This is a genomic window from Mesorhizobium sp. B2-4-2 (genome assembly GCF_006442845.1).
Lineage (GTDB): Bacteria > Pseudomonadota > Alphaproteobacteria > Rhizobiales > Rhizobiaceae > Mesorhizobium.
In genome coordinates this window covers 208,881-235,215 of record NZ_VFVM01000007.1, presented here as the reverse complement: position 1 = coordinate 235,215, position 26,335 = coordinate 208,881, and the positions used below count along the sequence as shown (strand labels likewise).

General features: G+C 63.4%; 22 protein-coding genes and 1 riboswitch. Of the genes, 11 read left to right on the top strand and 11 right to left on the bottom strand.

Going from position 1 to position 26,335, the window contains the following annotated elements:
• Nucleotides 1–57: 57 nt before the first annotated feature.
• Nucleotides 58–1,560: a hypothetical protein gene (locus tag FJ942_RS17920; RefSeq protein ID WP_140898510.1), complete on the bottom strand. Its 1,503-nt coding sequence runs from the start codon at nt 1,558–1,560 to the stop codon at nt 58–60.
• A gap of 94 nt (nt 1,561–1,654) precedes the next feature.
• On the bottom strand, nt 1,655–2,242 hold the full coding sequence (locus tag FJ942_RS17915; RefSeq protein WP_140518294.1) for a GNAT family N-acetyltransferase: 588 nt from the start codon (nt 2,240–2,242) through the stop codon (nt 1,655–1,657).
• A gap of 65 nt (nt 2,243–2,307) precedes the next feature.
• On the opposite strand from FJ942_RS17915, the gene FJ942_RS17910 reads away from it, so the two are divergent.
• A complete protein-coding gene (locus tag FJ942_RS17910) occupies nt 2,308–3,636 on the top strand; it encodes a DNA polymerase IV (protein WP_140761862.1) in 1,329 nt (442 codons plus the stop codon).
• A 23-nt stretch (nt 3,637–3,659) separates the two neighbouring features.
• On the opposite strand, the gene FJ942_RS17905 is transcribed toward FJ942_RS17910, so the two are convergent.
• Nucleotides 3,660–4,166 carry a hypothetical protein gene (locus tag FJ942_RS17905; RefSeq protein ID WP_140898440.1) on the bottom strand — a complete coding sequence of 169 codons (507 nt, stop codon included), beginning with the start codon at nt 4,164–4,166 and terminating at the stop codon, nt 3,660–3,662.
• A gap of 179 nt (nt 4,167–4,345) precedes the next feature.
• On the opposite strand from FJ942_RS17905, the gene FJ942_RS17900 reads away from it, so the two are divergent.
• Entirely contained in the window at nt 4,346–5,227 is an 882-nt protein-coding gene (locus FJ942_RS17900; RefSeq protein ID WP_140501527.1) for a DMT family transporter, read from the top strand.
• Between the two features lie 17 nt (nt 5,228–5,244).
• Here the strand turns inward: FJ942_RS17900 and FJ942_RS17895 are convergent, their stop codons facing one another.
• From FJ942_RS17895 to FJ942_RS17885, 3 genes are all read right to left on the bottom strand, one after another.
• The gene (locus tag FJ942_RS17895; RefSeq protein ID WP_140898438.1) at nt 5,245–6,048 is read right to left on the bottom strand and encodes a potassium channel family protein; all 804 of its coding nucleotides are present in this window, start codon (nt 6,046–6,048) and stop codon (nt 5,245–5,247) included.
• A gap of 67 nt (nt 6,049–6,115) precedes the next feature.
• Nucleotides 6,116–9,643 (bottom strand): DNA polymerase III subunit alpha, encoded by a 3,528-nt coding sequence (gene dnaE / locus FJ942_RS17890; RefSeq protein WP_140898436.1) that lies wholly within the window; start codon nt 9,641–9,643, stop codon nt 6,116–6,118.
• 113 nt (nt 9,644–9,756) lie between these two features.
• Complete coding sequence (locus FJ942_RS17885; RefSeq protein WP_140898434.1) at nt 9,757–11,769, bottom strand: acetyl/propionyl/methylcrotonyl-CoA carboxylase subunit alpha; 2,013 nt, start codon at nt 11,767–11,769, stop codon at nt 9,757–9,759.
• 202 nt (nt 11,770–11,971) lie between these two features.
• Between FJ942_RS17885 and FJ942_RS17880 the strand changes: the two genes are divergently transcribed.
• The 9 genes from FJ942_RS17880 (at nt 11,972) to gcvP (ending at nt 21,522) form a co-directional block, all read left to right on the top strand.
• Nucleotides 11,972–13,099: an S-(hydroxymethyl)glutathione dehydrogenase/class III alcohol dehydrogenase gene (locus FJ942_RS17880; RefSeq protein ID WP_140497529.1), complete on the top strand. Its 1,128-nt coding sequence runs from the start codon at nt 11,972–11,974 to the stop codon at nt 13,097–13,099.
• 65 nt (nt 13,100–13,164) lie between these two features.
• Nucleotides 13,165–13,734, top strand: coding sequence for an S-(hydroxymethyl)glutathione synthase (gfa, locus tag FJ942_RS17875; protein ID WP_140665063.1), 570 nt, complete (start codon nt 13,165–13,167; stop codon nt 13,732–13,734).
• 64 nt (nt 13,735–13,798) lie between these two features.
• Entirely contained in the window at nt 13,799–14,266 is a 468-nt protein-coding gene (locus FJ942_RS17870; protein ID WP_140898432.1) for a YaiI/YqxD family protein, read from the top strand.
• A gap of 25 nt (nt 14,267–14,291) precedes the next feature.
• On the top strand, nt 14,292–14,969 hold the full coding sequence (locus FJ942_RS17865) for a DUF1345 domain-containing protein (protein ID WP_140898430.1): 678 nt from the start codon (nt 14,292–14,294) through the stop codon (nt 14,967–14,969).
• Between the two features lie 116 nt (nt 14,970–15,085).
• Nucleotides 15,086–15,970, top strand: a complete 885-nt coding sequence (locus tag FJ942_RS17860; protein ID WP_140898508.1) for a cytochrome b/b6 domain-containing protein — start codon at nt 15,086–15,088, stop codon at nt 15,968–15,970.
• Between the two features lies 1 nt (nt 15,971).
• Complete coding sequence (locus FJ942_RS17855) at nt 15,972–16,763, top strand: molybdopterin-binding protein (protein WP_140898428.1); 792 nt, start codon at nt 15,972–15,974, stop codon at nt 16,761–16,763.
• Nucleotides 16,764–16,985: 222 nt separating this feature from the next.
• Nucleotides 16,986–17,072, top strand: a riboswitch (glycine riboswitch).
• Between the two features lie 148 nt (nt 17,073–17,220).
• Nucleotides 17,221–18,318, top strand: coding sequence for a glycine cleavage system aminomethyltransferase GcvT (gene gcvT, locus FJ942_RS17850; protein ID WP_140898426.1), 1,098 nt, complete (start codon nt 17,221–17,223; stop codon nt 18,316–18,318).
• A 7-nt stretch (nt 18,319–18,325) separates the two neighbouring features.
• Nucleotides 18,326–18,694 (top strand): glycine cleavage system protein GcvH, encoded by a 369-nt coding sequence (gcvH, locus tag FJ942_RS17845; RefSeq protein ID WP_140495853.1) that lies wholly within the window; start codon nt 18,326–18,328, stop codon nt 18,692–18,694.
• A 17-nt stretch (nt 18,695–18,711) separates the two neighbouring features.
• Nucleotides 18,712–21,522, top strand: a complete 2,811-nt coding sequence (gcvP, locus tag FJ942_RS17840) for an aminomethyl-transferring glycine dehydrogenase (RefSeq protein ID WP_140898424.1) — start codon at nt 18,712–18,714, stop codon at nt 21,520–21,522.
• 9 nt (nt 21,523–21,531) lie between these two features.
• Here the strand turns inward: gcvP and FJ942_RS17835 are convergent, their stop codons facing one another.
• The 5 genes from FJ942_RS17835 to FJ942_RS17815 form a co-directional block, all read right to left on the bottom strand.
• A complete protein-coding gene (locus tag FJ942_RS17835; RefSeq protein ID WP_140898422.1) occupies nt 21,532–22,707 on the bottom strand; it encodes a diguanylate cyclase in 1,176 nt (391 codons plus the stop codon).
• A gap of 175 nt (nt 22,708–22,882) precedes the next feature.
• Nucleotides 22,883–23,353: a tetratricopeptide repeat protein gene (locus tag FJ942_RS17830; protein ID WP_140898420.1), complete on the bottom strand. Its 471-nt coding sequence runs from the start codon at nt 23,351–23,353 to the stop codon at nt 22,883–22,885.
• Between the two features lie 160 nt (nt 23,354–23,513).
• On the bottom strand, nt 23,514–24,332 hold the full coding sequence (locus FJ942_RS17825; protein ID WP_246679823.1) for a hypothetical protein: 819 nt from the start codon (nt 24,330–24,332) through the stop codon (nt 23,514–23,516).
• Between the two features lie 72 nt (nt 24,333–24,404).
• Complete coding sequence (locus FJ942_RS17820; RefSeq protein ID WP_140898418.1) at nt 24,405–25,367, bottom strand: type II secretion system F family protein; 963 nt, start codon at nt 25,365–25,367, stop codon at nt 24,405–24,407.
• A 1-nt stretch (nt 25,368) separates the two neighbouring features.
• On the bottom strand, nt 25,369–26,334 hold the full coding sequence (locus FJ942_RS17815; protein WP_140495848.1) for a type II secretion system F family protein: 966 nt from the start codon (nt 26,332–26,334) through the stop codon (nt 25,369–25,371).
• Between the last annotated feature and the right edge of the window lies 1 nt (nt 26,335).

Genomic DNA, 26,335 nt, shown 5'->3' with positions numbered 1-26,335 from the left:
CTTGAGGCGCGTCGCGCCAATCCCTTCGAAGGCGACGCGCTTTGGTGAGCCGAGTGGCTACGGTGTCGGATCCGCCTGGTCCGTCTCGTCGCCGCCATCGTCAATGCTGTCGTCCTCGGCAGGGGCGGCCGGCTTCAGCATGACGCCGTTGACAATGACCGAACCGTCCGGCTTGGCGTTGACGACCCATTCCATACGGCCGTCCGTCAAGGTCTTGCCGAACCCTTTCACCATCAGGGCCACAGGGACGTACTGCGCCACCTCCGGTTCCGATTTCGCCGCTTCCTGCAGGCCTTCGACGATCTTGTCGAAGCCGGCGACGTCCACCGTCACATTGGCTTCCGGCTTCTCTCCAGGAAACGTCATTTCGCCTTCCAAGGCGATTTCGGTATCCTTGTTCTTGATGGTGCTATGGCCAATGACGACCTTCGGCGTCTTGGCCATGAAGTCGGTTTTGAGCTGCTCTCCGAATTCGGCCGACAGCGGCGGGTTCTTGTTAAGATCAAAGGCTTCGATTGCCTTCTTCGCCATGCTGTCGAGATCGATATTGGCGCCGCCGAAGTTCAGGTCGATATCGGTCGGCAGCAGCGCCATGCTCCAGCTCGGCAGAAGCTGCTGCGGCACGGTCAACCCCGACGCCTTGATCCCGTAGCCGATCGTACCGCTCTGGGCGACGCCATCCATTCCGAAGGCGGTGCTGAGCTGCGCCGCGCCGAACGTGCCGACCGGGCTCTCGACCGCGAAATCCTTGAACCCGTATGTCCCGTCGATGCGCTCCCACACCGGAAGCGCGGCGAGCAGAAGCGATTTGAGCTGCGCCTGGTTGGGTTTCAGCGAGGCTTCGTTCTCATTGGCGACGGCAAATGCCACGAGATCGAGCAGCGGCTTGGTCTGCACGCCCTTGCCTTTGGCCTCCACCGACAGTTCCGGTGATTTGACGGTGACCGGGAATTTCAGTCCGCTTTCGGCATCGTCGAATTTGATCGCCTCGACAAAGTTCGACACTTTTTGCGAAAACGTGAAATCGACCCCGCCATTGGCAGCCTTGGTGGCGGCCATGGTCGCGGTGCCGCCGTCGGCGCTGACTTCCATGTGCTGCTTGGCATCTTGCGACACCATCGTCATGCCCGCCATCGAACTGGTGCCGCTGGTAAAGGCCGCCAGATTGGGGTCGTAGACACCGGAACCCTTGCCGTCCTTGATAGAAAATTGCGTGCTCTGCAGCCCCTGCGGCCCGTTGAACTCGAAGGAGGCGCTGTGCGAAAGATCCATCGAGACATCCCAGGTCCCGTCGCTGCGCGGCTTGACCAGCAGGGCGTAGGGCGCAAAGTCGAATTTCAACAGCTTCTGGTCGGGCAAGGTGCCGGCGAGCGCCTTGAAATCGAACATGATCTTGTAGGCGCCGCCTTCGACCGAGACCTTCAGGATGCCCTTGTCGAGGGCCTGTTTGCCGACATAGCGGGACAGGTTCTCGGATAGCTGCTTCGCACCCTGGCTGTCGACGCTCTGGCCGAAAGCGGGCGCGCTGAGCAGAAGCGCGGTAAAGGCGATTGGCAACATCCGGTTCACGTAGAATTCTCCGTTTGGTCGAAAAGGCAAAATCGTCTCCTACTTCTGGTAGGGAAAGACCGTCACAACTGCAAGACGGCGAAGTTCAGGCGCTCGGCTCCAGCACCAGCCGCATCAACGGCCGGCCCGCCTTGCGTTCCAGGAGCCGCTCGAACCCGGCCTTCTCGAACACGCGCGACGAGCCCACGAACAGCCCGATGGAGCGTGAATCCTTCGACAGGTCTATCGGGCAGGCTTCCACCATTCGCGCGCCGTTCCTGCGGGCGAAATCGATGCCGCCTTCGACCAGGCGATGGCTGATGCCCCGGCCCCGTGCCTTGGCGCGGATGAAGAAACAGGAAATTGCCCAGACGCTCGGATCCGATGCGTCCGCGGGATCGACCGGAGCCGAGCCCCGGCCCCGGTTGTTCCACTCGGGCACGTCGGCGCGCGGCCCGATCTGCATCCAGCCGACTGCCTTGCCGTCCTCGAACGCCAGCATGCCCGGTGGCGGGCCTGCTTCGATGCGCGCCCTGATGTGGTCTTTGTTGCGTTCGCGGCTGCTTTCGCGACGAGCCGCCGGCGCCAGCCGGAAATGCGTGCACCAGCAGCCGTAGCAGGCGCCCTGCTTGCCGAAGAGATCTTCGAATTCAGGCCAGAGCTCAGGCGCCAGCGGCACTATGGTCGTGCTCATGCGTTCTCCCCAGGCCAAGCTTGTCGCTAGCCTTGCACTGTCGTACCATTGTGTTTGTTCTCTTTATGTTCGCAGCGATGGCGGCTCCTGTCAATAATCCTGATCACGGTTTCTGCCGCGACTGCCTGGCCTTTCAGCGCAGCGACGCCAGGCGCTGCGAGCGATGCGGCAGCCCCAGGCTTGCCCGTCATCCCGAGCTGTACCGGCTGCATCTGGCCCATATCGACTGCGACGCTTTCTATGCGGCAATCGAAAAACGCGACAACCCGGCGCTGAAGGACAAGCCGCTGATCATCGGCGGCGGCAAGCGCGGCGTCGTCTCCACCGCCTGCTACATCGCCCGGATAAGGGGCGTGCGTTCCGCCATGCCCATGTTCAAGGCGCTCGAGGCTTGCCCCGAAGCGGTGGTTATCCCGCCCAATATGGAAAAATACGTGGTCGTCGGGCGCGAGGTGCGCGCCATGATGCAGGCGCTGACGCCGCTGGTCGAGCCGCTCTCGATCGACGAGGCGTTTCTCGACCTTGCCGGAACCGAACGGCTGCACGGCCTGCCGCCGGCGGTGGTGCTGGCCCGTTTCGCGCTGGCCGTCGAGAAGGAGATCGGCATCACCGTTTCGTCAGGTCTGTCCTACTGCAAGTTCCTGGCTAAGGTGGCGTCGGATTTCCGCAAACCGCGCGGCTTCTCGGTCATCGGCGAAGCGGAAGCCGTGGGTTTCCTCGCCGCACAGCCGGTGAGCATGATCTGGGGGGTCGGCAAGGCATTCAACGCCACGCTCGAACAGGACGGCATCCGCACCATCGGCCAGCTCCAGAAGATGGACCGTGGCGACCTCATGCGCCGCTATGGCGTGATGGGCGACCGGCTTTACCGGCTCTCGCGCGGCGAGGACGTCCGCCGCGTCGATCCCGACCAGGACGCCAAGAGCGTATCGGCCGAAACCACTTTCGACACCGATATCGCTTCGCTGGACGAGCTGGTCTCGGTGCTGCGGGGCCTTTCGGAAAAGGTCTCGGCGCGGCTGAAGAAATCCGGCATCGCCGGGCGCACGGTGGTGCTCAAGCTGAAGACGCAGGATTTCAAGATCCGCACCCGCAACCGCCAGCTCGGCGACCCGACCCGGCTCGCCGACCGTATCTTTTCGACCGGGGTCGAGCTGCTGCGCAAGGAAACCGACGGCACCAAATACCGGCTGCTCGGCATCGGCGTCAGCGATCTTTCCGCCGATGACAAGGCCGATCCGCCCGATCTGGTCGATATCCAGTCGCGCAAGCGGGCCATGGCCGAAAGCGCCATCGACGCGCTGCGCGACAAGTTCGGCCGCAAGGCGGTGGAAACCGGCTATACGTTCGGCAAAGGCCGCGACACCCACCCGCCAGAGCCGCTGGAAGACTGATAATGGATATCAGCTGTCGAGATTTAGGTGCGCTGCAGGTCGATCCTGCTTGTCACCATGCTCTTGCCGGTTTTCGGATCAGTGTCGATCACCGTCAGCCGCATGCCGTTCTCGCCTCGTTTCTCGACCTTCATCTGCGCCTTTCGGTCACCATTGACCTCCTTGGCCCAATGGATGCCGAGATTGATCGCGTTGCCCGAACGGGTGCCGTTCAATTGCGCAGGCCCGGTACGAGACCCGACATAAGTGCCGCTATATTTCGCTCCGGCAGTCCTCAGGTCCGCGCTGATGGCGCGCGTCACCACGATAAGCCCTCGGCAATTGCCATCGAGCGACAATGAGGTCGACGTCGCGTTTGACCTGAACGTGCAGGACACATTCACCGTCGGCGCGTCGGTAGTCACCTTGACAATGCCCTTGCCGGTGAAATTGCCCTTGAACGACTGGAGAAATCTGGACTCGTCGGCATGTGCCGCGCCTGCCGTGACCAACAGGCAGCCAGCAAGCGCAAATTGCGCAAATGATCTCATCGAAATTCTCCTATCGACATTGAAAGGCACCTGCGAAGCACTTCCGATATTCGGAACTCAACGCCCCCTGCCGTGCCAGGTTCCGCCTTCAACATGACTGTTTTGCAACATCCGGCTGGCCCAGAAGAATGCGGCTGCTAGCGGTTGCGGCAAAAGCCACGGCCTGCGACATAGCGGAAATGGCACCCACCCCTTCCATCCCCAAGGCCGCGTTCTGGATGGCGCTGTCGATCGCCTCGTTCCTGGCGATGTCGGTCGCGGGCCGCGCCACCACGGCCGAGCTCAACGTTTTCCAGGTGCTGGAGCTGCGCTCGGTGATCGGCTTTTTCATCCTGCTGCCGCTGGTCATGCAAAATGGCGGCTTTGCCGCCATGCGCACTGGGCGCCCCCTCGCCCATGTCACGCGCAACGTGGTTCACTATACCGGCCAGGCGGCGTGGCTCTACGCCCTGACGCTGATCCCTTTGGCGGTGCTGATCTCGATCGAATTCACGACGCCGATCTGGACGGCGATCCTTGCGGTCACCTTTCTCGGCGAAAGGCTCACCCGGCCGAAGCTCGGCGCCGTGGCGCTCGGGCTGATCGGTGTCGTGATCATCGTGCGCCCAGGCGTCGGCTCGGTCGATCCGGGACATCTGGTCGTGCTGGGCGCGGCAATGTGCTTCGGCATCTCGCTGGTCCTGGTCAAGTCGCTGACGCGGACCGACAGCGTTGTGCGAATCATCTTCTGGATGTTGATCATCCAGTCGGTGCTCGGCCTGGTCCCGGCGCTCTACGAATGGCGCAACCCGTCGCTCGAGCTGTGGCCGTGGATCCTGCTGATCGCCTTCACCGGCATGTCGTCGCATTTCTGCATGGCCTGGGCGCTGAGCTATGCCGATGCCACCGTCATTTCGCCGATGGATTTCCTGCGCGTGCCGCTGTCGGCATTGATCGGCTGGCTGCTCTACCAGGAGCAGATCGACGCCTTCACCGCAGGCGGGGCATTGCTGATCCTGATGGGCAATATGCTCAACCTGCAGCGCCGGCAGCCAAAGCCGGCGCAAGCGGCGGCATCGTAGCGCGCCTCAATCGCCCCTCAATCACCATTGTCGGGTATGTTGAGGAGGTGGCCGCAGGCCTTGCAGTGAACGGCGTCCGGCTCGTGCCGTTGCAGGCCGCATTGCGGACAGGGAAAGAACACCTTGGCCGGTCGGAAGATCGCCTGCGCCAGCCTGACGAACAGCGATATGCCGATGATCATGGTCACGATCGCCGTCAGTTTCCCCGCCATTCCCGGCAGCACGATGTCGCCGAACCCGGTCGTGGTCACCGTCGCGACGGTGAAGTAAAGCGCGTCGATGTAGCTTTCCAGCCCCGCTCCGCTGCGGAAGAAGAAAGTGTAGACGAAACCGGTGATCACGAAGAGGAACGTCAAGAGATTGATCACCGCGTGGCTCGCTTCGCGCCAGGGCCGCAGGCCCTGCATCTCGAAATGCCGCCAGAGCGAACCGCTGCGCGACAGCGACCACAGCCGCAGAATGCGCAGAAAGCCGAGATTGGCCAGCGCCGTCGGCATCAGCAGCGTCAAAAGGATGAAAATGTCCACCCAGGAGGTCGGCTGCTTCATCAGCCGCAGCATGTCGTTCGAGGCAAGCAGCCTGGCAACCAGGTCGGCGGCGACCAGAGCCGCCACCGCATAGTCGAGCCACAGGAATGAGGCCGACTGCTGGATGACGGGCGTGGCGATGAAGAAGGCAATGATGGCCAGGTCGATGATGACCGCAACCAGCTGAAACCGAAAAGCCGCCGGCGTGCGGCCGTGGTAGAGCTTGCGCAGCGTGTCGCGCAGCCACGCCATTGTGGAACGGTCCTGCAATCCGTCGCTGTCTTTCGTCTTCATGGCAATTGCGGTGACTTGAGCGGCGGATGCCGCCCGGCGGATTGCCACCAGTCCCCGGAAGGGGCGATCACACCAGCTCCACTTCGACCACGCCTGGCACGGCGCGCATCGCCGAGGCGATTTGCGGCGAGACGCGGTAGCCCCCCTGCAGGGCAATCTCCACCTCGCCCTGCGCTTCTTCCTTGATAACGATGATGCTCACCTGACTTTCACCACGCTGGGTAAGCTGCGATTGAATGATCGAGGCAGGCGCATCGTTTCTGACGAAGATGCGCAGTGCCTTCTGGATGCGGCTGGCCTCGTCCTCAAGCGACTGCACTGTCTGGATGCGCAGGTTGACGCCCTCCGGCCTGTCCTCCGCCGCCACGGTGATGACCACGGAGCGGCCCGGCTCCAGCATGTCGCGATACTGCGCCAATCCTTCGGAAAACAGCACCGCCTCATACTGGCCGGACGTGTCCGAGAACTGCACCACGCCCATCTTGTTGCCGGTCCGCGTCTTGCGCTCCTGCTTGGTGGTCACGGTGCCGGCGAGGCGCCCTGCGGTGGCACCGCGCTTGACCGCGGCCGAAAACTCCGCCCAGTTCTGCACCCGCATCTTCTGCAGCGCCGCCTTGTACTCGTCCAGCGGATGGGCGGAGAGATAGAAACCGACCACCTGGAATTCGCGGTGCAGGCGGTCGGCGGCGAGCCACGGTTCCGTCACCGGCAGGTTGAGCGCCTGCGACTGCGCCCCCAGGGATGCGCCGAAGATATCGGCTTGACCAGAGACGGCGTTCTGTTGCGCCAGCGATGCCAGCCCCATCATCCGCTCGACGCCAGCCATCATCGCAGCGCGGTCATGGCCGAAACAGTCCAGCGCTCCAGCCATGATCAGGCTTTCGAAGACGCGCTTGCCGACGATTTTCGGATCGACCCTTTCGCAGAAATCGGCCAGGCTCTTGAACGGCTTTTCGCCGCGCATGGCGACGATATGCTCGACCGCCGCGTCCCCGACGCCCTTGAGCGCGGCCATCGAATAGTAGATGCGGTTCTCCCCGACCTCGAAGGGACGAAAGCTTGTCATCACCGACGGCGCCACCACCTCGATGCCGAGGCGCAGCGCATCCTGGCGGAAATCCGCGAGCTTGTCGGTGTTTCCCATGTCGAGCGTCATCGACGCCGCCAGGAACTCGACCGGATAATGCGCCTTGAGATAGGCGGTCTGGTAGGAGACGACGGCGTATGCGGCCGCGTGCGACTTGTTGAAGCCGTAGTCGGCGAACTTGGCAAGCAGGTCGAAGATGAAGTCGGCCTGCGGCTTGGCCACGCCGCGTTCGACGGCGCCCGAGACGAAGCGCTCACGCTGCTTGTCCATCTCGGCGCGGATCTTCTTGCCCATGGCGCGGCGCAAAAGGTCGGCTTCGCCCAGCGAATAGCCGGACAACTCCTGCGCGATCTGCATCACCTGTTCCTGGTAGACGATGACGCCTTGCGTCTCCTTCACCAGATGGTCGATCTTGGGATGGATCGAGGCCATCTCCTCCTCGCCGTGCTTCCTGGCGTTGTAGGTCGGGATGTTCTCCATCGGTCCCGGCCGGTAGAGCGCGACCAGCGCGATGATGTCCTCGATGCAGTCGGGCCGCATGCCGATCAGCGCCTTGCGCATGCCGGCACTTTCCACCTGGAACACCCCGACCACTTCGCCGCGCGACAGCATGGCGTAGGTTTCGGGATCGTCGAGCGGGATCGTCGCCAGGTCGATATCGATGCCGCGGCGGCGTATCAGCTTCACCGCCGTCTCCAGCACGGTCAGCGTCTTCAGGCCGAGAAAGTCGAACTTCACCAGCCCGGCCTGTTCGACATATTTCATGTTGAACTGGGTGACCGGCATGTCCGAACGAGGATCGCGGTACATCGGCACCAGCTCCGACAGCGGCCGGTCGCCGATGACGATGCCGGCGGCGTGCGTCGACGCATGGCGATAAAGCCCTTCCAGCTTCTGTGCCATGTCGAGCAGCGTCTGGACGATCGGCTCCTTTTCGGCCTCCTCGGCAAAACGCGGCTCGTTGGCGATGGCGTCCGCCAGTTTTACCGGATTGGCCGGGTTCTGCGGCACCATCTTGGACAGCTTGTCGACCTGGCCGTAAGGCATCTGCAGCACGCGACCGACGTCGCGCAGCACCGCGCGGGCTTGCAGCGTTCCAAAGGTGATGATCTGGCCGACCTGGTCGCGTCCATATTTCTGCTGGACATAGCGGATCACCTCTTCGCGGCGGTCCTGGCAGAAGTCGATGTCGAAATCGGGCATCGACACGCGGTCCGGATTGAGGAAGCGCTCGAACAGCAGCGAGAAACGCAGCGGATCGATGTCGGTGATGGTGGTGGAATAGGCGACCAGCGAGCCCGCACCCGAGCCGCGCCCCGGCCCGACTGGAATGCCTTGCGACTTGGCCCATTTGATGAAGTCGGCAACGATCAGGAAGTAGCCTGGGAATTTCATCTTCTCGATGATGCCGAGCTCGAACTCGAGCCTCTCGCGGTATTGCTCGACCGTATAGCCCGGCGTCGGTCCGTGCGCGGCAAGCCGGGCCTCCAGCCCTTCACGCGCCTGGCGGGCAAGTTCGGCGGCCTCGGCCTTCTCGGCTGCGTCCTTGTCCGACGCGTCGCCGCCGGTAAAGCGCGGCAGGATCGGGCTGCGGGTTTTCGGATAGTAGGAGCAGCGCAACGCGATCTCGACCGTGTTGTCGATCGCTTCCGGCAGATCGGCGAACAACGCTGCCATCTCAGCCTGGCTACGCAGGAAGTTATCCGGTGAAAGCCGGCGGCGATTGTCCACGGCGACGACCGAGCCCTCCGCTATGGCGATCAGCGCATCATGCGCGTCATAATCGTCGCGCGAGGAGAAGAACGCCTCGTTGGTGGCGACGAGCGGCAATTCGTGGGCATAGGCGAGATCGATCGTGGAATGTTCTATCAGCCGGTCGTAACCGGAAACTCGTTCCAGTTCGACATAGAGCCGATCGCCGAACAGGGCTTTCAGGGTCGACAGCCGGGTCTCCGCGAGATCGCGTCGATCCTCCTTCAGAGCCGCGCCGATAGGGCCGCGGGGACCGCCGCTGAGGCAGATCAACCCGTCGGTCTGGCCCTCCAGCATCTCGCTGGTCAGATGCACGGCTTCGCCGGGCGGCGTCTCCAGATAGACGCGGCTTACCAGCCTGACCAGATTGGAATAGCCGGCTTCGGTCGCCGCGATAAGCACGACTGGCCGCATCTCGGGCCCCTGCCGCCGGCGGTCGCGCTGGCCGTCGACGTTCTCGCCGGAAAAGGCGAGCGCGATCTGGCAGCCGATGATCGGCTGGATGCCGTCCTTCACCGCCTTCTGCGCGAATTCGAGCGCGCCGAACAGATTGTTGGTGTCGGTGACCGCGATTGCCGGACACTCGTCCTTGACCGCATGGCCGACGATCTTGCCGAGTTGGAGCGCGCCTTCCAGCAGCGAATAGGCCGAGTGGACGCGAAGATGCACGAAAGGACGCGCCGGCGCTTCTGGCGCCGCCGCCTTCACTGCCGCTTCGCGCAGCAAGGGGTCGCGTGGAAGTCTGTCATCCGCCATGGTTTTTCGCGTTTCCCGAAGGACTTGAGTCGATCAAGATGTATTGTCCGGCACCGGGCTGTGCCAGTCCAGCACAAACGAACATCGGCCACAGGCTTCCGGCCGCCCCCGCTTCAGGCGAATTCCATGATCACCGCGTCGACGGCCAGGCTGTCGCCCGGCTTGACGTTGAGTTTCGCCACCACGAGATCGCGCTCGGCGCGCAGCACGTTCTCCATCTTCATCGCCTCGACGACGGCCAGCGTCTCGCCGGCCTTGACCTCCTGACCCTCGGCGACGGCGATCGACACGACGAGGCCGGGCATGGGACATAGCAGCAGGTTGGAGGTGTCGGGCGCCAGCTTTTCCGGCATCAGCCTTTCCAGCGCGGCAATGCGCGGCAGCATGGCGCGCGCCGTCACCGAAAGCCCTTTCCAGGCGATGCGAAGGCCGTTCGGCGCGGGGCGCAGTTGCGCCACCATTTCGTGCCCGCCGACGCTGCCGCGCCAGACCAGTTCGCCCGGCCGCCAGGCCGACGAAACCGTCAGCGGCTTGCCGCCCTCGATGGACAAGTCGACTTCCATCGGAATGGAGATTATGCCCTCCAGGATGGACGCGGACAGATAGTCCCTGCCAATCTTCACCACCCAGTCGCGCTTGAGTGCTCCCGAATGCGGCGCCAAGCGCCCGCCCAGCCGGTCGAGTCGGTCGCGGCGCAGCAATTCGACCACGGTGGCGACCGCCGCCAACACGGCCTTGTCGTCATGATCGGGCAGGATCGGCGCAAAGCCGTCGGGATATTCCTCCGCGATGAATCCGGTCGAAATCCGCCCTTCCCGCCAGCGCGGATGCTGCATGAGCGCCGCCAGGAACGGGATGTTGTGCTCGATACCGTCGACGACAAAACTGTCCAACGCTTCGGACATCGCGTCGATTGCCTCCAGCCGGGTCGGCGCCCAGGTGCACAGCTTGGCAATCATCGGGTCGTAGAACATCGAAATCTCCGATCCCTCGGTGACGCCGGTGTCGTTGCGGATGATGACGTCGCCGACTTGCCCTTCATGCGGCGGTCGATAGCGCGTCAGGCGGCCGATCGACGGCAGGAAGTTGCGATACGGATCCTCGGCATAGAGCCGGCTCTCCACCGCCCAGCCATTCAGTTTCACGTCGCTTTGCTTCAAGGCGAGCTTCTCGCCGGCGGCCACACGGATCATCTGCTCGACCAGATCGATACCGGTGACAAGCTCGGTCACCGGATGCTCGACCTGCAATCGTGTATTCATTTCAAGGAAATAGAAGTTTTTCTCAGCGTCGACGATGAATTCCACCGTGCCGGCGCTCTGGTAGTCGACGGCCCTGGCCAGCGCCACCGACTGCTCGCCCATGGCCTTGCGCGTCCTGGCATCGAGGAAAGGCGATGGCGCCTCCTCGGCCACCTTCTGGTTGCGGCGCTGGATCGAGCATTCGCGCTCGCCGAGATAGAGCGCGTTGCCATGCGCGTCGGCCAGCACCTGGATCTCGATGTGGCGTGGATCGACGATGAACTTCTCGATGAAGACGCGGTCGTCGCCGAACGAGCTCTTGGCCTCCGAGCGCGCGCGGTCGAAGCCGTCGCGCACCTCGGCCTGGTTCCAAGCGATGCGCATGCCCTTGCCGCCGCCGCCGGCCGAGGCCTTGATCATCACGGGATAGCCGATCTCTCCGGCGATCTTCTCCGCGTGGTCGGCGTTCCCGATGACGCCGAGCCAGCCGGGAACCGTCGAAACATTGGCGGCGTTGGCGAATTTCTTCGATTCGATTTTGTCGCCCATCGCCTTGATGGCCTTCGGCTTCGGCCCGATGAAGACGATGCCCTCCTTCTCCAGCGCCTCGCAGAATGATGCGCGCTCGGACAGGAAGCCATAGCCGGGATGCACGGCCTGAGCGCCGGTCGCCTTGCACGCCGCGATGATTTTCTCGGGCACGAGATAGCTCTGCGCGGCTGGCGACGGTCCGATATGCACCGCCTCGTCGGCCATCTCGACATGCACGGCATCGCGATCGGCGTCGGAATAGACAGCGACCGTGGCGATGCCCATCTTGCGCGCGGTCTTGATGACGCGGCAGGCTATCTCGCCACGGTTGGCGATCAGGATTTTGGTGAACATGCGGGCAAATTCCCCTCCGGCGGACGGTCCAGTTCTATGGATTATGTCGCCATGTCTCAAGTACCGTGTGCGTGGCGCGAACGCCTGCGGTCAAGGGTGTGCTACCTGCGTCAAGAAAGCCGATATTTCGTCTCATCTGGCGGTTGATGAGCAGGCCAAAACCTGAAAGCCTGAGCGCAAAATTGCGTTGGAGGATTGCCAGATGAAAACCCGCGCCGCCGTTGCCGTTGCTGCCGGAAAGCCGCTTGAGATCATGGAGGTCGACCTCGACGGCCCGCGCGAGGGCGAGGTGCTGGTCGAGATCAAGGCGACCGGCATCTGCCACACCGACGAGTTCACGCTGTCGGGCGCCGATCCCGAGGGCCTGTTTCCCGCCATTCTCGGCCATGAGGGCGCCGGCGTGGTGGTCGATGTCGGCAAGGGCGTCACCTCGGTCAAAAAGGGCGACCATGTGATCCCGCTCTATACGCCCGAATGCCGGCAGTGCCCGTCGTGTTTGTCGCGCAAGACCAATCTGTGCACCGCCATCCGCGCCACGCAGGGGCAAGGCCTGATGCCGGACGGCACCTCGCGCTTCTCGATCGGGGGCGAAAAACTGTTTCACTATATGGGCTGCTCGACCTTCTCCAACTTTACGGTGCTGCCGGAGATCGCCGTGGCCAAAGTCAATCCCGACGCGCCCTTCGACAAGATCTGCTACATCGGCTGCGGGGTGACCACCGGCGTGGGCGCGGTCATCAACACCGCCAAGGTCGAGCAAGGCGCGACCGCGGTGGTCTTCGGCCTCGGCGGCATCGGGCTCAACGTCATCCAGGGCCTGAAACTTGCCGGCGCCGACATGATCATCGGCGTCGATCTCAACAACGACAGACGAGCCTGGGGCGAGCGCTTCGGCATGACGCATTTCGTCAATCCGAAGGAGATCGACGGCGACATCGTTCCCCATCTCGTCAACATGACCAAGCGCGGCGCCGACCAGATCGGCGGCGCCGACTATACGTTCGACTGCACCGGCAACACCAAGGTGATGCGCCAGGCGCTGGAGGCTTCGCATCGCGGCTGGGGCAAGTCGGTGGTCATCGGCGTCGCGGGCGCCGGCCAGGAGATCTCGACGCGGCCCTTCCAGCTGGTCACCGGGCGGACCTGGATGGGCACCGCCTTCGGCGGCGCGCGCGGCCGCACCGACGTGCCCAGGATCGTCGACTGGTACATGGACGGCAAGATCGAGATCGACCCGATGATCACCCACACGCTCAAGCTCGAGGACATCAACAAGGGGTTCGACCTCATGCATGAGGGCAAGTCGATCAGGAGTGTCGTGGTTTACTGAGGGCGGCCACACGCCGCGGGCAACGGGCCCGCGACCTCTGTGGCCAAAAATGGGAGGAGAAAAGCATGGCGGAAAAACTGCATCCGAAAATCGACAATGGTCTGCCCAGGGAGAGTGCGAGCTTTACCGGCGGCACGCTGGTCTGCGCCTGTACCAGCAATCCGGTCAAGGTGAAGGTCAAGGGCCAGATCGCCCACAACCACGCTTGCGGCTGCACCAAATGCTGGAAGCCCGAAGGGGCGGTGTTCTCGGTGGTGGCGGTAGCCGGTACCGGCGACGTCACCGTCGCCGAGAACGGCGACAAGCTGAAGGTGGTGGACCCGAGCGCGTTGATCCAGCGCCATGCCTGCACCGGCTGCGGCGTCCACATGTATGGACCCGTCGAGCGCGACCATCCGTTCAAGGGCCTGTCCTTCATCCATCCCGAGCGCTTCGAGGAGGATGGCTGGTCGCCGCCGGGCTTTACCGCCTTTGTCTCCTCGATCATCGAATCCGGTGTCGACCCGAGCCGCATGGACGGCATTCGCGGCCAACTGAAATCGATCGGCCTCGAACCTTATGACTGCCTCAACCCCGGCCTGATGGACTATATCGCCACCTGGACCGCCAAGAGGTCGGGAGCGCTTCCGGCCTGACGACCATGAGATTTGAGGCATGGGGCCGGACGGGTTGCCGGCCCCATGCTCATTTGGAGAGACAATGCCCGCACCCGCCATCCTCGTCGACGCAGACGCTTGCCCGGTCAAAGCCGAAGTCGAGAAAGTTGCCGAGCGCCACGGCGTCGTCGTCACCTATGTTTCCAATGGCGGCCTGCGCCCCTCCCGCGACCCCATGATCCGCAATGTCGTCGTGTCCAAGAGTGCCGACGCCGCCGACGACTGGATCGTGGAAAACGCAAAACCCAACGACATCGTGGTGACCGCGGACATTCCACTGGCCGCACGCACGGTGGCGCTCGGGGCCCATGTATTGGGGCCGACCGGACGTCCATTCACGCCGGAAACGATCGGCATGGCGGTGGCAATGCGCGACTTGAAGCAGCATCTGCGCGAGACCGGCGAAAGCAAGGGCTACAATGCGAGCTTCGCACCGCAAGACCGCTCACGGTTTCTCGGCGAACTCGACCGCATCCTGCGGCGCGCTCTAAAATCCGCCACACCGCAGTAGAAGCCCAGCGCCATTCGGAACCATCATGGCCGCCGAAATCCCCTCCAGCACGCCCATGCACCGGCACATGCTGTTCGCGGTGTCGGCTTGTGTCGGCGTCTTTGCGCTTCTGCTGGCGTTGCTGCTTCACGCGCCGCTCGCTTATTCGATCGGCGCCAACGCCTTTTTTGCCGCCTATGTCACGCTGGTTGTCGCCCAGATGCCCAAATTCACCGGCATCTATCTCAGCAAGAATGCGCGTGACACCGACCAGCCTGTGCTGGTCATCTTCGCCGTCACGCTGGTCGTCGTCGGCGTTGCCATCGCCGCACTGTTCCAGTTGATCAACCAGAAAGGCAGTTCGAACGCGATGGAGCTCGGCTTCGCGCTGCTGTCAATTCCCCTAGGCTGGTTCACCATCCACGCCATGGCGGCATTGCACTATGCGCATGTGTACTGGATGGACGGCGACCTGGTCGATGCCGGAACGAAGAAGAAAATCCCGGTCGGCGGCTTGCTGTTCCCCGGCGACAAACGGCCGGAAGGCTGGGATTTTCTGTACTTCTCGACGGTCATCGGCATGACGGCGCAGACCGCCGACACCAACATCTCGACAACCCACATGCGCCGCGTCGTGCTTGTTCATTCGATCCTGTCGTTCTTCTTCAACACGGTCATCGTCGCCGCCGCCGTCAATCTCGCCGTCAGCCTGGGCGGCCCTTGAGCTTCGATCTGATATTTTCGTGATCGATGAAACATCGGCTTGGCTGGCGACGTATCAGGAGGAGAATGATGCAGACAGCGGCCGCGCCGGATGGAACGGCCAGGAAGCGAGACCAGATGGAATCGGTTGCCATGAACCAACCCGCCGCCAGCGCGGACAGTGACGCTACGAAGGCCACGACATTGATCTACCGGCAATCGGCCTGGACGCGGCTGACGCACTGGCTGTGGGCCATCTCGCTGTTCTTCATGCTGCTTTCCGGCCTCCAGATCTTCAACGCCCGTCCGCAGCTCTATCTCGGCAAGCAGTCCGGCTTCGACTACAACAACACCGTCTTCGCTATCGGCGCCGAGAACACGAATGCCGGGCCGCGCGGCTATACCGAAATCCTCGGACACCGCTTCGACACCACTGGCGTGCTCGGCTGGTCCGGGCCGGCGGGACAAGAGACGCCCCGCGCCTTTCCATCCTGGGCGACCATCCCCTCCTATTACGATCTGGGCACGGCCCGCGTGGTGCATTTCTTCTTCGCCTGGGTGCTGACGACGACGCTGCTTGTGTGGCTGGTCGCCAGCCTGGTCAACGGCCACATCAGACGTGACCTCGCCCCTCGCCTGGACGATCTCAGGCGCCTGCCGCAAGATATCGCCAATCACGCCAGGCTGAAGTTCCACCACACGCGCGAATACAACACGCTGCAGAAAATGGCCTATGGCGGCGTGCTGTTCGTGCTGTTGCCGCTGATGATCCTCACCGGGCTCGCAATGTCGCCAAGCATGAATTCGGTGCTGCCGTTCCTCAACGACCTGCTCGGCGGCCGGCAGACGGCGCGCACCATCCATTTCACCGTCATGGTGCTGCTCGTTGGTTTCTTCATCATCCATATTCTGATGATTGTCGCCGCCGGTCCGATCAACGAACTGCGCTCGATCGTCACCGGATGGTACCGGACCGATCCGCCGACGCATCATGACGCAAAATCCTCCGAAAGGAGCGCCTGACATGGCAAAATTCGAGATCAATCGCAGGAAATTCCTGACCGCGGCCAGCCTTGGACTTTCCGGCATCACGCTTTCAGGCTGCGATGCCTTCGACAGCCAGCTCGGCGTGGGCGACGGCCTGCGCAGCTTCCTCGAAAACGCCAACGATCTCACACACCGCGCGCAACGTCTGCTCGCGGGCCGCGATTCGCTGGCGCCGGAGTTCACTGAAGCCGATATTCGTCAGCCGATGCGCCCCAACGGCGTGACGTCACCCGACGACGATACCTACAAGGCCCTGCTCGCCAACAACTTCGCCGACTGGCGACTGGAGGTTTCGGGTCTGGTCGAAAAGCCGCTGTCGCTGACCCGCGAGCAGCTCATGAACATGCCGAGCCGAACGCAGATCACCCGCCATGATTGTGTCGAAGGCTGGAGCTGTATCGCCAAATGGACCGGCACGCCGCTGTCGCTGGTGCTCGACCAGGCGGTGGTCAAACCCGAGGCGCGCTACGTCATGTTCCATTGCCTGGACACGATCGACCGCAGCCTTTCGGGCGACATCAAATATTACGGCAGCATCGACCTCATCGACGCCCGCCACCCGCAAACGATCCTGGCCTACGGCGTCAACGGCAAGCCGCTGCCGGTCGAGAACGGCGCGCCGCTGCGTGTCCGGGTCGAGCGCCAGCTCGGCTACAAGATGCCGAAATATCTCTACAAGATCGAGCTGGTCGACGGCTTCGCCGCCGTAGGAGCGGGACGTGGCGGTTATTGGGAAGACAACGGCTACGACTGGTATGGCGGGATCTGATCGCAATCGGCACGCTGCTACCGAGCCAGGCATTGCCCATGCGGCCTTGCCTCGTCGTCAAGAGCTGGGCCGGCCCGCACAGCCTCGCAATCCCAGTGATATCGGCCGTGTCTTGCCCAGCAAACAGCCTGGTTGGCGAAGACTGTCGGCAACACGTCGCCGGCAGGTGACAATCTGTCGTTGACGGGCTATGGATAACGAGTCGAGGGCTTTTGCGAGCCCTACCTGTTTGCGGGAGAGAGCAGCGAGAGCTGTCGCCGAAGGGGAAATCGCCCGAAATCTCTCAGGCAAAAGAACCGTAGACGGGAAAGACACTCTGGAAAGTCGGGGCCTGCCCCCGCGCCGAAGGTGTAAGCGCTGCCGACAGAGTTACGGGGCGCGAGTCTCTCAGGCTTCAGACAGAGGGGCACGGACTGGTCGCCATTCGCGACCGATTGCGTGCGACTCTGGAGAACACATGACGGGCGACACCAAACACCTTCCTCTCGAAGACGTCCATGCAGCTGCCGGTGCGCGCTTTGGCGCCTTTGCCGGCTGGTCGATGCCGCTGACCTACCCGGCCGGCGTCATGAAGGAGCATCTTCACACCCGCGAACATGCGGGCCTGTTCGACATCTCGCACATGAAACTGTTCAGGGTCAGCGGGCCGGGCGCGGTTCCCCTGCTCGACCGTGCCTGTCCGCTCGATGCGGGCGCGCTCGAAATCTCCCAGTCGAAGCTGACGTTTTTCCTGAACGAGGCCGCCGGCATCCTGGACGATCTGATCGTCACCCGGCTGGGCGATACCAACTTCATGGTCGTCGCCAATGCCGGCAACGCGATCGCCGACGAGAAGCATTTGCACGAGCTTGCGACCGGCTTCGATGTCAAGGTCGAACCGCTCGACCGGGTCTTCCTCGCCATCCAGGGTCCCGAGGCCTGGGCGGCGCTTTCCCGCGCCGGTATCGAGACCGGGTCGCTGCTGTTCATGCATGGCATCGAACCGCGAAAGAACTGGTTCATGAGCCGGTCCGGCTACACCGGCGAGGACGGGTTTGAGATCGGCCTGCCTGAGGCAGACGCGCGCGGTCTCGTGGCGAAGCTGCTCGAAGACGAGCGCGTGCTGTGGATCGGCCTTGCCGCCCGTGACAGCCTGCGGCTGGAAGCCGGCCTCTGCCTGCACGGCCAGGACATCACCGCGCAAACCGATCCGGCAAGCGCGGCGCTGATGTGGGCCATCCCGAAGGATATCCGCGCCAACGGCACGTTTATCGGCGCCGACGCGCTGCGCGCCGCCGTCGAGCGCGGCTCCGCTCAGAAGCGCGTCGGCCTGAGGCCGGATGCCCGCCAGCCGGTGCGCGCCGGCGCCACGCTCTTTGACGCCGACGGCAATCCCGCCGGCCACGTAACCTCGGGCGGTTTCGGCCCGTCTGCCGGCCATCCCGTCGCCATGGGTTATGTCCCGACGCCCTTGGCGAAACCCGGAACTCGGGTTTTCGCCGACGTGCGCGGAACGAAGATTCCCGTCGACGTTTCTTCCCTGCCCTTCCTCCCGCATCGCTACCGCAAAGGATAATTTTCAGATGGCAAAGACCTATTTCACCGCCGATCACGAGTGGCTCAGCGTCGAGGGCGGCATCGCCACCGTCGGCATCACCGACTACGCGCAGGAGCAGCTGGGCGACCTCGTCTTCGTCGAACTGCCGGAAACAGGCAAGAAGCTCGCCAAGGGCGACACCGCCGTCGTGGTCGAATCCGTTAAGGCGGCCTCCGACGTCTACGCGCCGGTCGACGGCGAGATCACCGAGGCCAACGCGACGCTGTCATCCGACCCGTCACTGGTCAATTCGGCGGCGACCGGCGCCGGATGGCTGTGGAAAATGAAGCTTGCCGACGAAAGCCAGCTCGCCAGCCTCATGGATGAGGCCGCCTACAAAGCCCATATCGGCTGAAATCAGGACGCATTGACATGACCGCAGCACCCTACCCCTTCTCGGCCCGCCATATCGGACCCGGCATTGCCGATGTGAGAGCCATGCTGGCCGTCATCGGCGTGCCCTCGGTCGAGACGCTGATCAGCCAGGCTGTGCCGAGATCGATCCGCCTCGACCAGCCGCTGTCCCTGCCCGCGCCGGCCAGCGAAGCCGAAGCGCTGGCCGAATTGTCGGCGACCATGGCCCGGAATACGGTTCTGAAGAGCTTCATCGGCGCCGGATATCACGGCGTGCACGTGCCGCCGGTCATCCAGCGCAACCTGTTCGAGAACCCGGCCTGGTACACGGCCTATACGCCCTACCAGGCGGAGATCAGCCAGGGCCGCCTGGAAATGCTGTTCAATTTCCAGACATTGGTTGCGGAACTGACCGGCCTGCCTGTGGCATCGGCTTCGTTGCTCGACGAAGCGACAGCGGTCGCCGAAGCGATCGGCATCGCATTGCGCCATCACCGCGACAAGCGCACCAAGGTGGCTCTCGCCGGCACGCCGCACCCGCAGACGCTGGATGTGGCGCGCACCCGCGCCGAGCCGCTCGGCATCGAGATTGACGGCGAGACGATCGACGACAACACAGCCGCCCTGCTCGTCTCCTGGCCGGACACTTTCGGCGTCTATGGTGATCACAAGGCGGCCATCGACAAGGCGCGCGCGGCCGGCGCTCTGGTCGTCTTCATCGCCGACCCGCTCGGCCTGACACTGACCGACACGCCGGCAAGGCTCGGCGCCGACATTGCCGTCGGTCCAATGCAGCGCTTTGGCGTGCCGATGGGCTTTGGAGGCCCGCACGCCGCCTACTGCGCGGTTGCCGACAAATTGACCCGATTGATGCCCGGCCGCCTGGTCGGCCAGTCGACCGACAGTAAGGGCCGTCCAGGCTACAGGCTTGCCCTACAGACGCGCGAGCAGCACATCCGCCGCGACAAGGCAACGTCCAACATCTGCACCGCCCAGGCGCTGCTTGCCAACATGGCGACAGCCTACGCCATCTGGCACGGCCCCGCCGGCCTTCAGGCAATCGCCGGGCGCATCCACGCGCTGGCCAGCCGCCTGGCAGCCGGGCTCAAGGCGGCAGGCTTGCCGGTGATCGGCACGAGCCGCTTCGACACGGTGACGGTGGAGACGAAGGGAAAGGCCGCGCAGATTGCCGCCGCCGCCGAAAAGGGCGGCCGGCTTCTGCGCGTCATCGATGCCGACCGTGTCGGCATCGCCTTCGACGAGACCTCTGACGAAGCCGACCTGGAAGCCATTGCCGCCTTGTTTGGGGCCAAGCCAAGCGCGGAGGCCGCCGCCACCACGCCCGGCAAGCCGCGCGGCAAGGAGTTTCTCACCCAGCCCGTCTTCCACGAGAACAAGTCGGAAACCGAGATGATGCGCTTCCTGCGCCGGCTGGCCGACAAGGACCTGGCCCTCGACCGCGCGATGATCCCGCTGGGGTCCTGCACCATGAAGCTCAATGCCGCGGCCGAGATGATGCCTGTGAGTTGGCCTGAAATCGCCAACATGCATCCCTTCGCGCCGGCCGCGCACTCGGCAGGCTACCGCGCCATGATCGACGATCTGGAAGGCTGGCTTTCGGAGATTACCGGCTTCGATGCGGTAAGCCTCCAGCCCAACGCCGGCAGCCAGGGCGAATATGCCGGATTGCTGGCCATCCGCGCCTATCACCGCTCGCGCGGCGAGGGCCATCGCACGGTCTGTCTGATCCCGTCCTCCGCGCACGGCACCAATCCGGCGAGCGCGGCGATGGCCGGCATGAGCGTGGTCGTCGTTCGCTGCCTGGAGGACGGCAATATCGACATGGACGACATGAGGGCCAAGGCCAACGAGCATTCCAGGAATCTCGCGGCGCTGATGTTCACCTATCCCTCGACGCATGGCGTCTATGAAGAGGGCGCGCGACATCTCTGCGCCCTCATCCATGAGCATGGCGGCCAGGTCTATTTCGACGGCGCCAACCTCAACGCTCTGGTCGGCCTCGCCCGCCCGGGCGACATCGGCGCCGACGTCTGCCACATGAACCTGCACAAGACCTTCTGCATCCCCCATGGCGGCGGCGGCCCGGGTGTCGGCCCGATCGGCGTCAGGGCGCATCTGAAGCCCTATCTGCCGGGCCATGTCACCGAAGGCTCCGCGCATGCCGTGGCCGCCGCACCTTTCGGGAGTGCCTCCATCCTGCCCATCACCTGGATGTACATCCGCATGATGGGCGCTTCCGGCCTGAAGCAGGCGACCGAGACGGCGATCGTTTCGGCCAACTACGTCGCGACGCGGCTCGCCCCACACTTCCCGCTCCTTTACAAGGGCAGGAGCGACCGCGTTGCCCATGAGTGCATCCTCGACACCCGCGTGCTCAAGGAGAGCGCCGGCATCAGTGTCGAGGACATCGCCAAACGGTTGATCGACTACGGTTTCCATGCGCCGACCATGTCGTTCCCGGTCGCCGGCACGCTGATGGTGGAGCCGACCGAATCCGAGCCCAAGGGCGAGCTCGACCGCTTCTGCGAGGCGATGATCGCCATCGCGGGCGAAGCGGCCAAGGTTGCGAGGGGCGAGTGGCCCCTGGCTGACAATCCGCTGGTCAATGCGCCGCACACCGCCGCGGAGGCGCTGGCCGGCCAGTGGAGCCATCCCTATTCGCGCCTGGAAGCGGCCTACCCCGCCGGAGACGCCGACATGGCGGCGAAATACTGGCCGCCGGTATCGCGCATCGACAATGTCGCCGGCGACCGCAACCTGGTCTGTTCATGCCCGCCGCTGTCGGACTATTTGGGCGCGGCCGAATAGTCTCGCAAACTATGCTGAGCGCAAGGCCGGCTGGATCGGCTCGGCCTTGTTCATCCTTTTGTGGCTGACGACGCAATTGCGGCCCGCGCGCTTGGCGGCATAGAGCGCTGCGTCCGCCTCGGCCAGCACCTCGCCGAGGCTGTTGCCGTTGGCGCCGCCAAAGCCGATGCCTCCGCTGACAGTGCTGCGCAACGGACCGTGCGAGGTCGCGACGATCTCGGTGCCGAAGGCAACGCCGATCTTGCTTGCAAGCTCGTAAGCCCTCTCTTCGGTCACCCGGGACATGACGATCGCGAACTCCTCGCCGCCGAGGCGAAAGGCGTCGACGCCCGTTCTGGCGTATTTTCTGATGACTGCGGCGAAGCGGCACAGAACCTGATCCCCCACCGGGTGACCATAGATGTCGTTCGTCTTTTTGAAATGATCGAGGTCGAACATGACGACCGCCATGAACGGACCGAAGGCCCGTTCGCCATGGAGCGACATCAATCCCCGGCGGTTCATCAGCCCGGTCAACGGATCGGTCATCGTCTCGGCCTTCAGCTCGATCTGCGCCTGCAGGTGATGCAGGGAAAGCGTCAATGCGCCGAGACCGGTCATGCAGGCCACGGCCACGACCGAGTTCAGGCGTTCGGCCCAGTTATCGGGGGCTGCCCCGAGCGTCCATTGCCCCTTGGCTATCAGGACGACCGCGCAAAGCGCAAACGACACCGCACAGGTGCCGCCCAGGAACGAAACCACCAGCAGGATTTTGCGATCGTGACTGCCGTTGAGCCAGAACATGGTGCCAATCGCCGAGAGCAGCACAGTCACCGTTGCATAGGTGACGATGAAGCCTATCCCGTCGAGACCGAGGGAAGTCACCGCCGCGCAGACCGTCATGGCGACCAATGTCGGCAAAATGGCACGCCGGTAATCCGGCACGCCGAGATACTGCATGGCCGAGAGGCAGATGACCAGGAAACCGAGGCTGAGCAGCGCCAGCGCGATCTGGCAAAGCAGCGGATCAGGCTCCTTCGTGTATCGCCAGAACAGGATGACATGCACAACGAGCACGAGAATGCCGCATCCCACCGTCAGCACGAAGCTGGCCCGGGGCGCGGCGAACCAGATCGCGAACATGGTGATGCTGAGGCAGATGCCCGACAGCGCGGCTGCGAGCAGGAGCGAACTGAAATCCAGCATATTGGGCGGGGGTTCCCTGAGCGTCGGCCTTACCGCTGCATTCTAGGTCAACGACAGCCATCAGACATGATTTTCAACGGATCTTCCGGCTGAGACCTTCGGATAGAGTTTACAAAGCGTCGACGCCGAGTGTCCCAAAATCGTCCTCGCGACGATCATGGCCACCAGACAGCCGTCAGCCCTTGTTCAGGAGGGCAAGATTGGCATCGACGACCGTGGGGTCGGCCATGCCGGCCTTGGCTTCGAGCAGCAGCGCCCTTGCCTTTTTCCTGTTGCCGCGCAGCAATTGCGAATAGCCCATATTGTTGACGATCTGCGGCTTGCGCCCGGCGACCTTGAGCAACTGGTCGTAGGCACGATCGGCGAAGTCGAAGCGGCCGAGTTCGTCATAGGAAGCGGCGAGGCCCATCCAGGCTTCCGCATTGTCGGCCTTCAACTCGACGGCCTTGCGGAAATGCTGTTCGGCAAGACCGTAATTCGCGTCGCGAAACTGCGCCTTGCCTTCCGCCAGATCGGATGTGCTGACGTTCTTCGCGGCCGGTTGAATGGCGGTGGTTTTGGTGGTGTCGATGCCACTCGTCATACAACCAGACATCATCAAGACGGCCGCCATCGCGGCCATTGCCGTTAAATTACTGTGACGCATGCCCCTGCCCCATCGCCCGGTTTTCGCCAGGTCGTTCTTCAGGAAACACACTATACCGGAGCAATTAAACTTAGGTGCCGAAACGCCGCCAAAATTAGGCCTTGAGTACACCAGCTATTAACCACAGGCCGCAACGCCTCGATCACGGCCAGCGGCGTTCTCACGGTTCCAGGGCCTTGAGTCCCGCCGGAACCGTATACCGGCTGCCGTCATAGCGCAGCCGGTAGGTTTGGCTCACGGACTTGCCGGGGTGGGACTGGCACTCGCCATTGCTGTCGGGCAACGGATTGTCGGTGTCCATCCGTTCGATCACCGTGATGTCGTGATAGCCATGATGTTTGGCCGGGCTCATCCCCAGGCTCACCTGACTGGTATGGAAGGATCCGGCGCAATTGGTATCGCCCTCGCCGCCATTGCCGGCCACGACCAGGCCATCGAGAACCATCCGCAGGGCATCGCCGTCGACGGCATAGAGCCGCAGGTCGGTTTCACTGAAAGGGTTAGGCAGCGAATTGTTCGCCATTTCGATGCGCAGGCCGAAGGCGGAGACATCGGGCGCCAGCGCATACCGGCCGGTATCGAGTTCGACCTTGCGGATGGCGATGGCATCATCATTCATCAGCCCGGGCTGCAGCAGGCGCTGGCGCACCTGCCGGCTCTTCCTGTCGATGACCAGAAGCTCGATATCGCCGGCATGCGCGTAGTCGCTGGGTTGCGAGCTGTCCATCAGCGGCACCGCGACCAACAGCAGGTCGTCATGGGCGGGCCATATCTTGCAGACCAGCCCCGGCGGGTCGCCAAATGCAGACGTCAGGGCGATGCTGGTGTGGGGTTCGAGCGTGAACGAGGCACCGTCAGCGCTTTTGCGGGCGTTGGGATAGGCCTGCTGCACCAGGGCAGCGGCATCGCCGCAATCATCGGCCGCAGCCCAGGCGGGCGACAGACTGGCCGCGGCAAGGCCGAGGACGAGCAACAGCATTCGCATGGACTTCTCACTCATTTGCGGACTTCGCAGGTCGCTCAGGCCGGCCTCACTGAATATCAGCAAATCCTAGTGGCCGGTCATTTTGACGATGATCGGAATGACCGCGATCATCAGCACCACCGGCAGGATGCAAACCACGACCGGCACCGACATCTTGGCCGGCAAGGCATGCGCTTTTTCCTCGGCCAGCGACATGCGCTTGTGGCGCATTTCGTCGGAAAAGACGCGCAGCGCCCCCGACAGGCTGGTGCCAAGCTCCTTGGACTGTTGCAGCAGCGTGGCGAAGGAGCGCACCTCGTCTAGGCTCAGGCGGTCGGCGAGCGCCTTCAGTGCATCGTCGAGGCCGCGCCCGGCCCGCAGCTCCAGCGACACGAGCTGCAGGTTCTGGCTGAGCGACGGATAGGTCTTTGCGAGTTCCTTCGAGACGCGCTCGACGCCCGCTTCCATGCTCATGCCGGCATCCGAACAGACGATCATCAGGTCCATGAAATCGGGGAAGCCGTTGCGGTATTCGCGCATCTTTTCCCGTATCTTCTGGGTCAGCACCAGCCCTGGCAGGAAATAGCCGGCCACGCCCGACAACACGACGAAGGCCCAGCGGCTGGTCACCGTGGCGTCGGGACTGGCCATCCAGCGGTTGAGCACGAAGACGGCGAGCGCGATGCCCACCATCCCCGTGAAACGGATGAGGAAGAACATGCCGACGGCGCGCGGCTCCATGTAGCCCGCCTGGATGAGTTTCAAGCGCAGGCGGGCGACATTTTCCGGATCGCTCTTGGCGTAGAACTCCTGCGCCTTCTTCACCGCCTTCTCGCGAACGACACCGGTATTCTTCTTCTGGGCCGGTTCCGGCCTGGCGGCCACTGGACCCTCGTCGACCTTGAGTCTGCGCCTGACTTCGTTGCGATCGCCCTTTGCCACCACCATCGGCCAGGCAAAAGCGGCAGCGCCCACGGCCAGCAGCAGGACAGCCACCGGCATCAGCGAGGTCGGCGCGAGCGAGGCGAGGAATTCAACGACCTTCTGCATGTCAGAATTTGAAGTTCGACATTTTGAACATGATCAGATTGCCCAGCATCAGCCAGGTGACCGAGCCACCAACCATGTACCACGTCTTCGGCACGCCCCAGACGTCGCTGTAATATCCAGGCATGAATGCCATGATGGTCGTGAACAGCAGCGCCGGCACGGCCGTCAGGATATAGGCCGACAGACGGCCTTCGGTTGAAATGGCGCGCACCTTGCGGCGCAGCTTGCCGCGTTCGCGGATCGTCGTCGACAGTCCGTCGAGGATTTCGCGCAGATTGCCGCCAGAACTCGTCTGGATCGACACGGCGGTGACGAACAGCGGCAGATCCTCATGGCCGACCCTGTCGAACAGCGAATTCAGCGCCGAAACCAGATCCGAACCAAAGGTCACCTCATCGGCAATCACGCCGAACTCGGTGCCGATCGGGTCGGGCATTTCGCGCGACACCATGGCGATGGCCACCGGCACCGGATGGCCGGCCTTGAGGCCGCGTGTGATCAGTTCCAGCGCTTCCGGCAACTGCATGCCGAACCGCTTCAGCCTGCGCTTGCGCATTGAGCGCATCGCCATCACCGGCAGCACCGGCACCACCACGACAAACAGAATGGCGCCCATCAGCAGCGGCAAGCCATACCAGATGGCGGCAAGGGCCGCAGCCAGCGCCATCCCCGAAGTGATCATCAGGAACTTCGACAGCGGCATGATCATGCCCGACTGGGCGCGCAGGGCGCGAAAACGGTCAGGCGAGAACAGCGACGTGCCCGCATCGAGACCGCGCTCCTTGCGCAATTGGATCAGCACCTGTTCCTGGCTGATCCTGTTTTCCTGCAGCTTCATGCGCCGGTTGATGGCGGTGCGCCTGTCGCTGCGGCCGGCATAGAGCAGGTAAACGGCCTCGGCGATCATGATGCCGGTCAATGCAGCCCCGGCATAGACGACATAGATCGCGCTGAATCCGTCCAACACC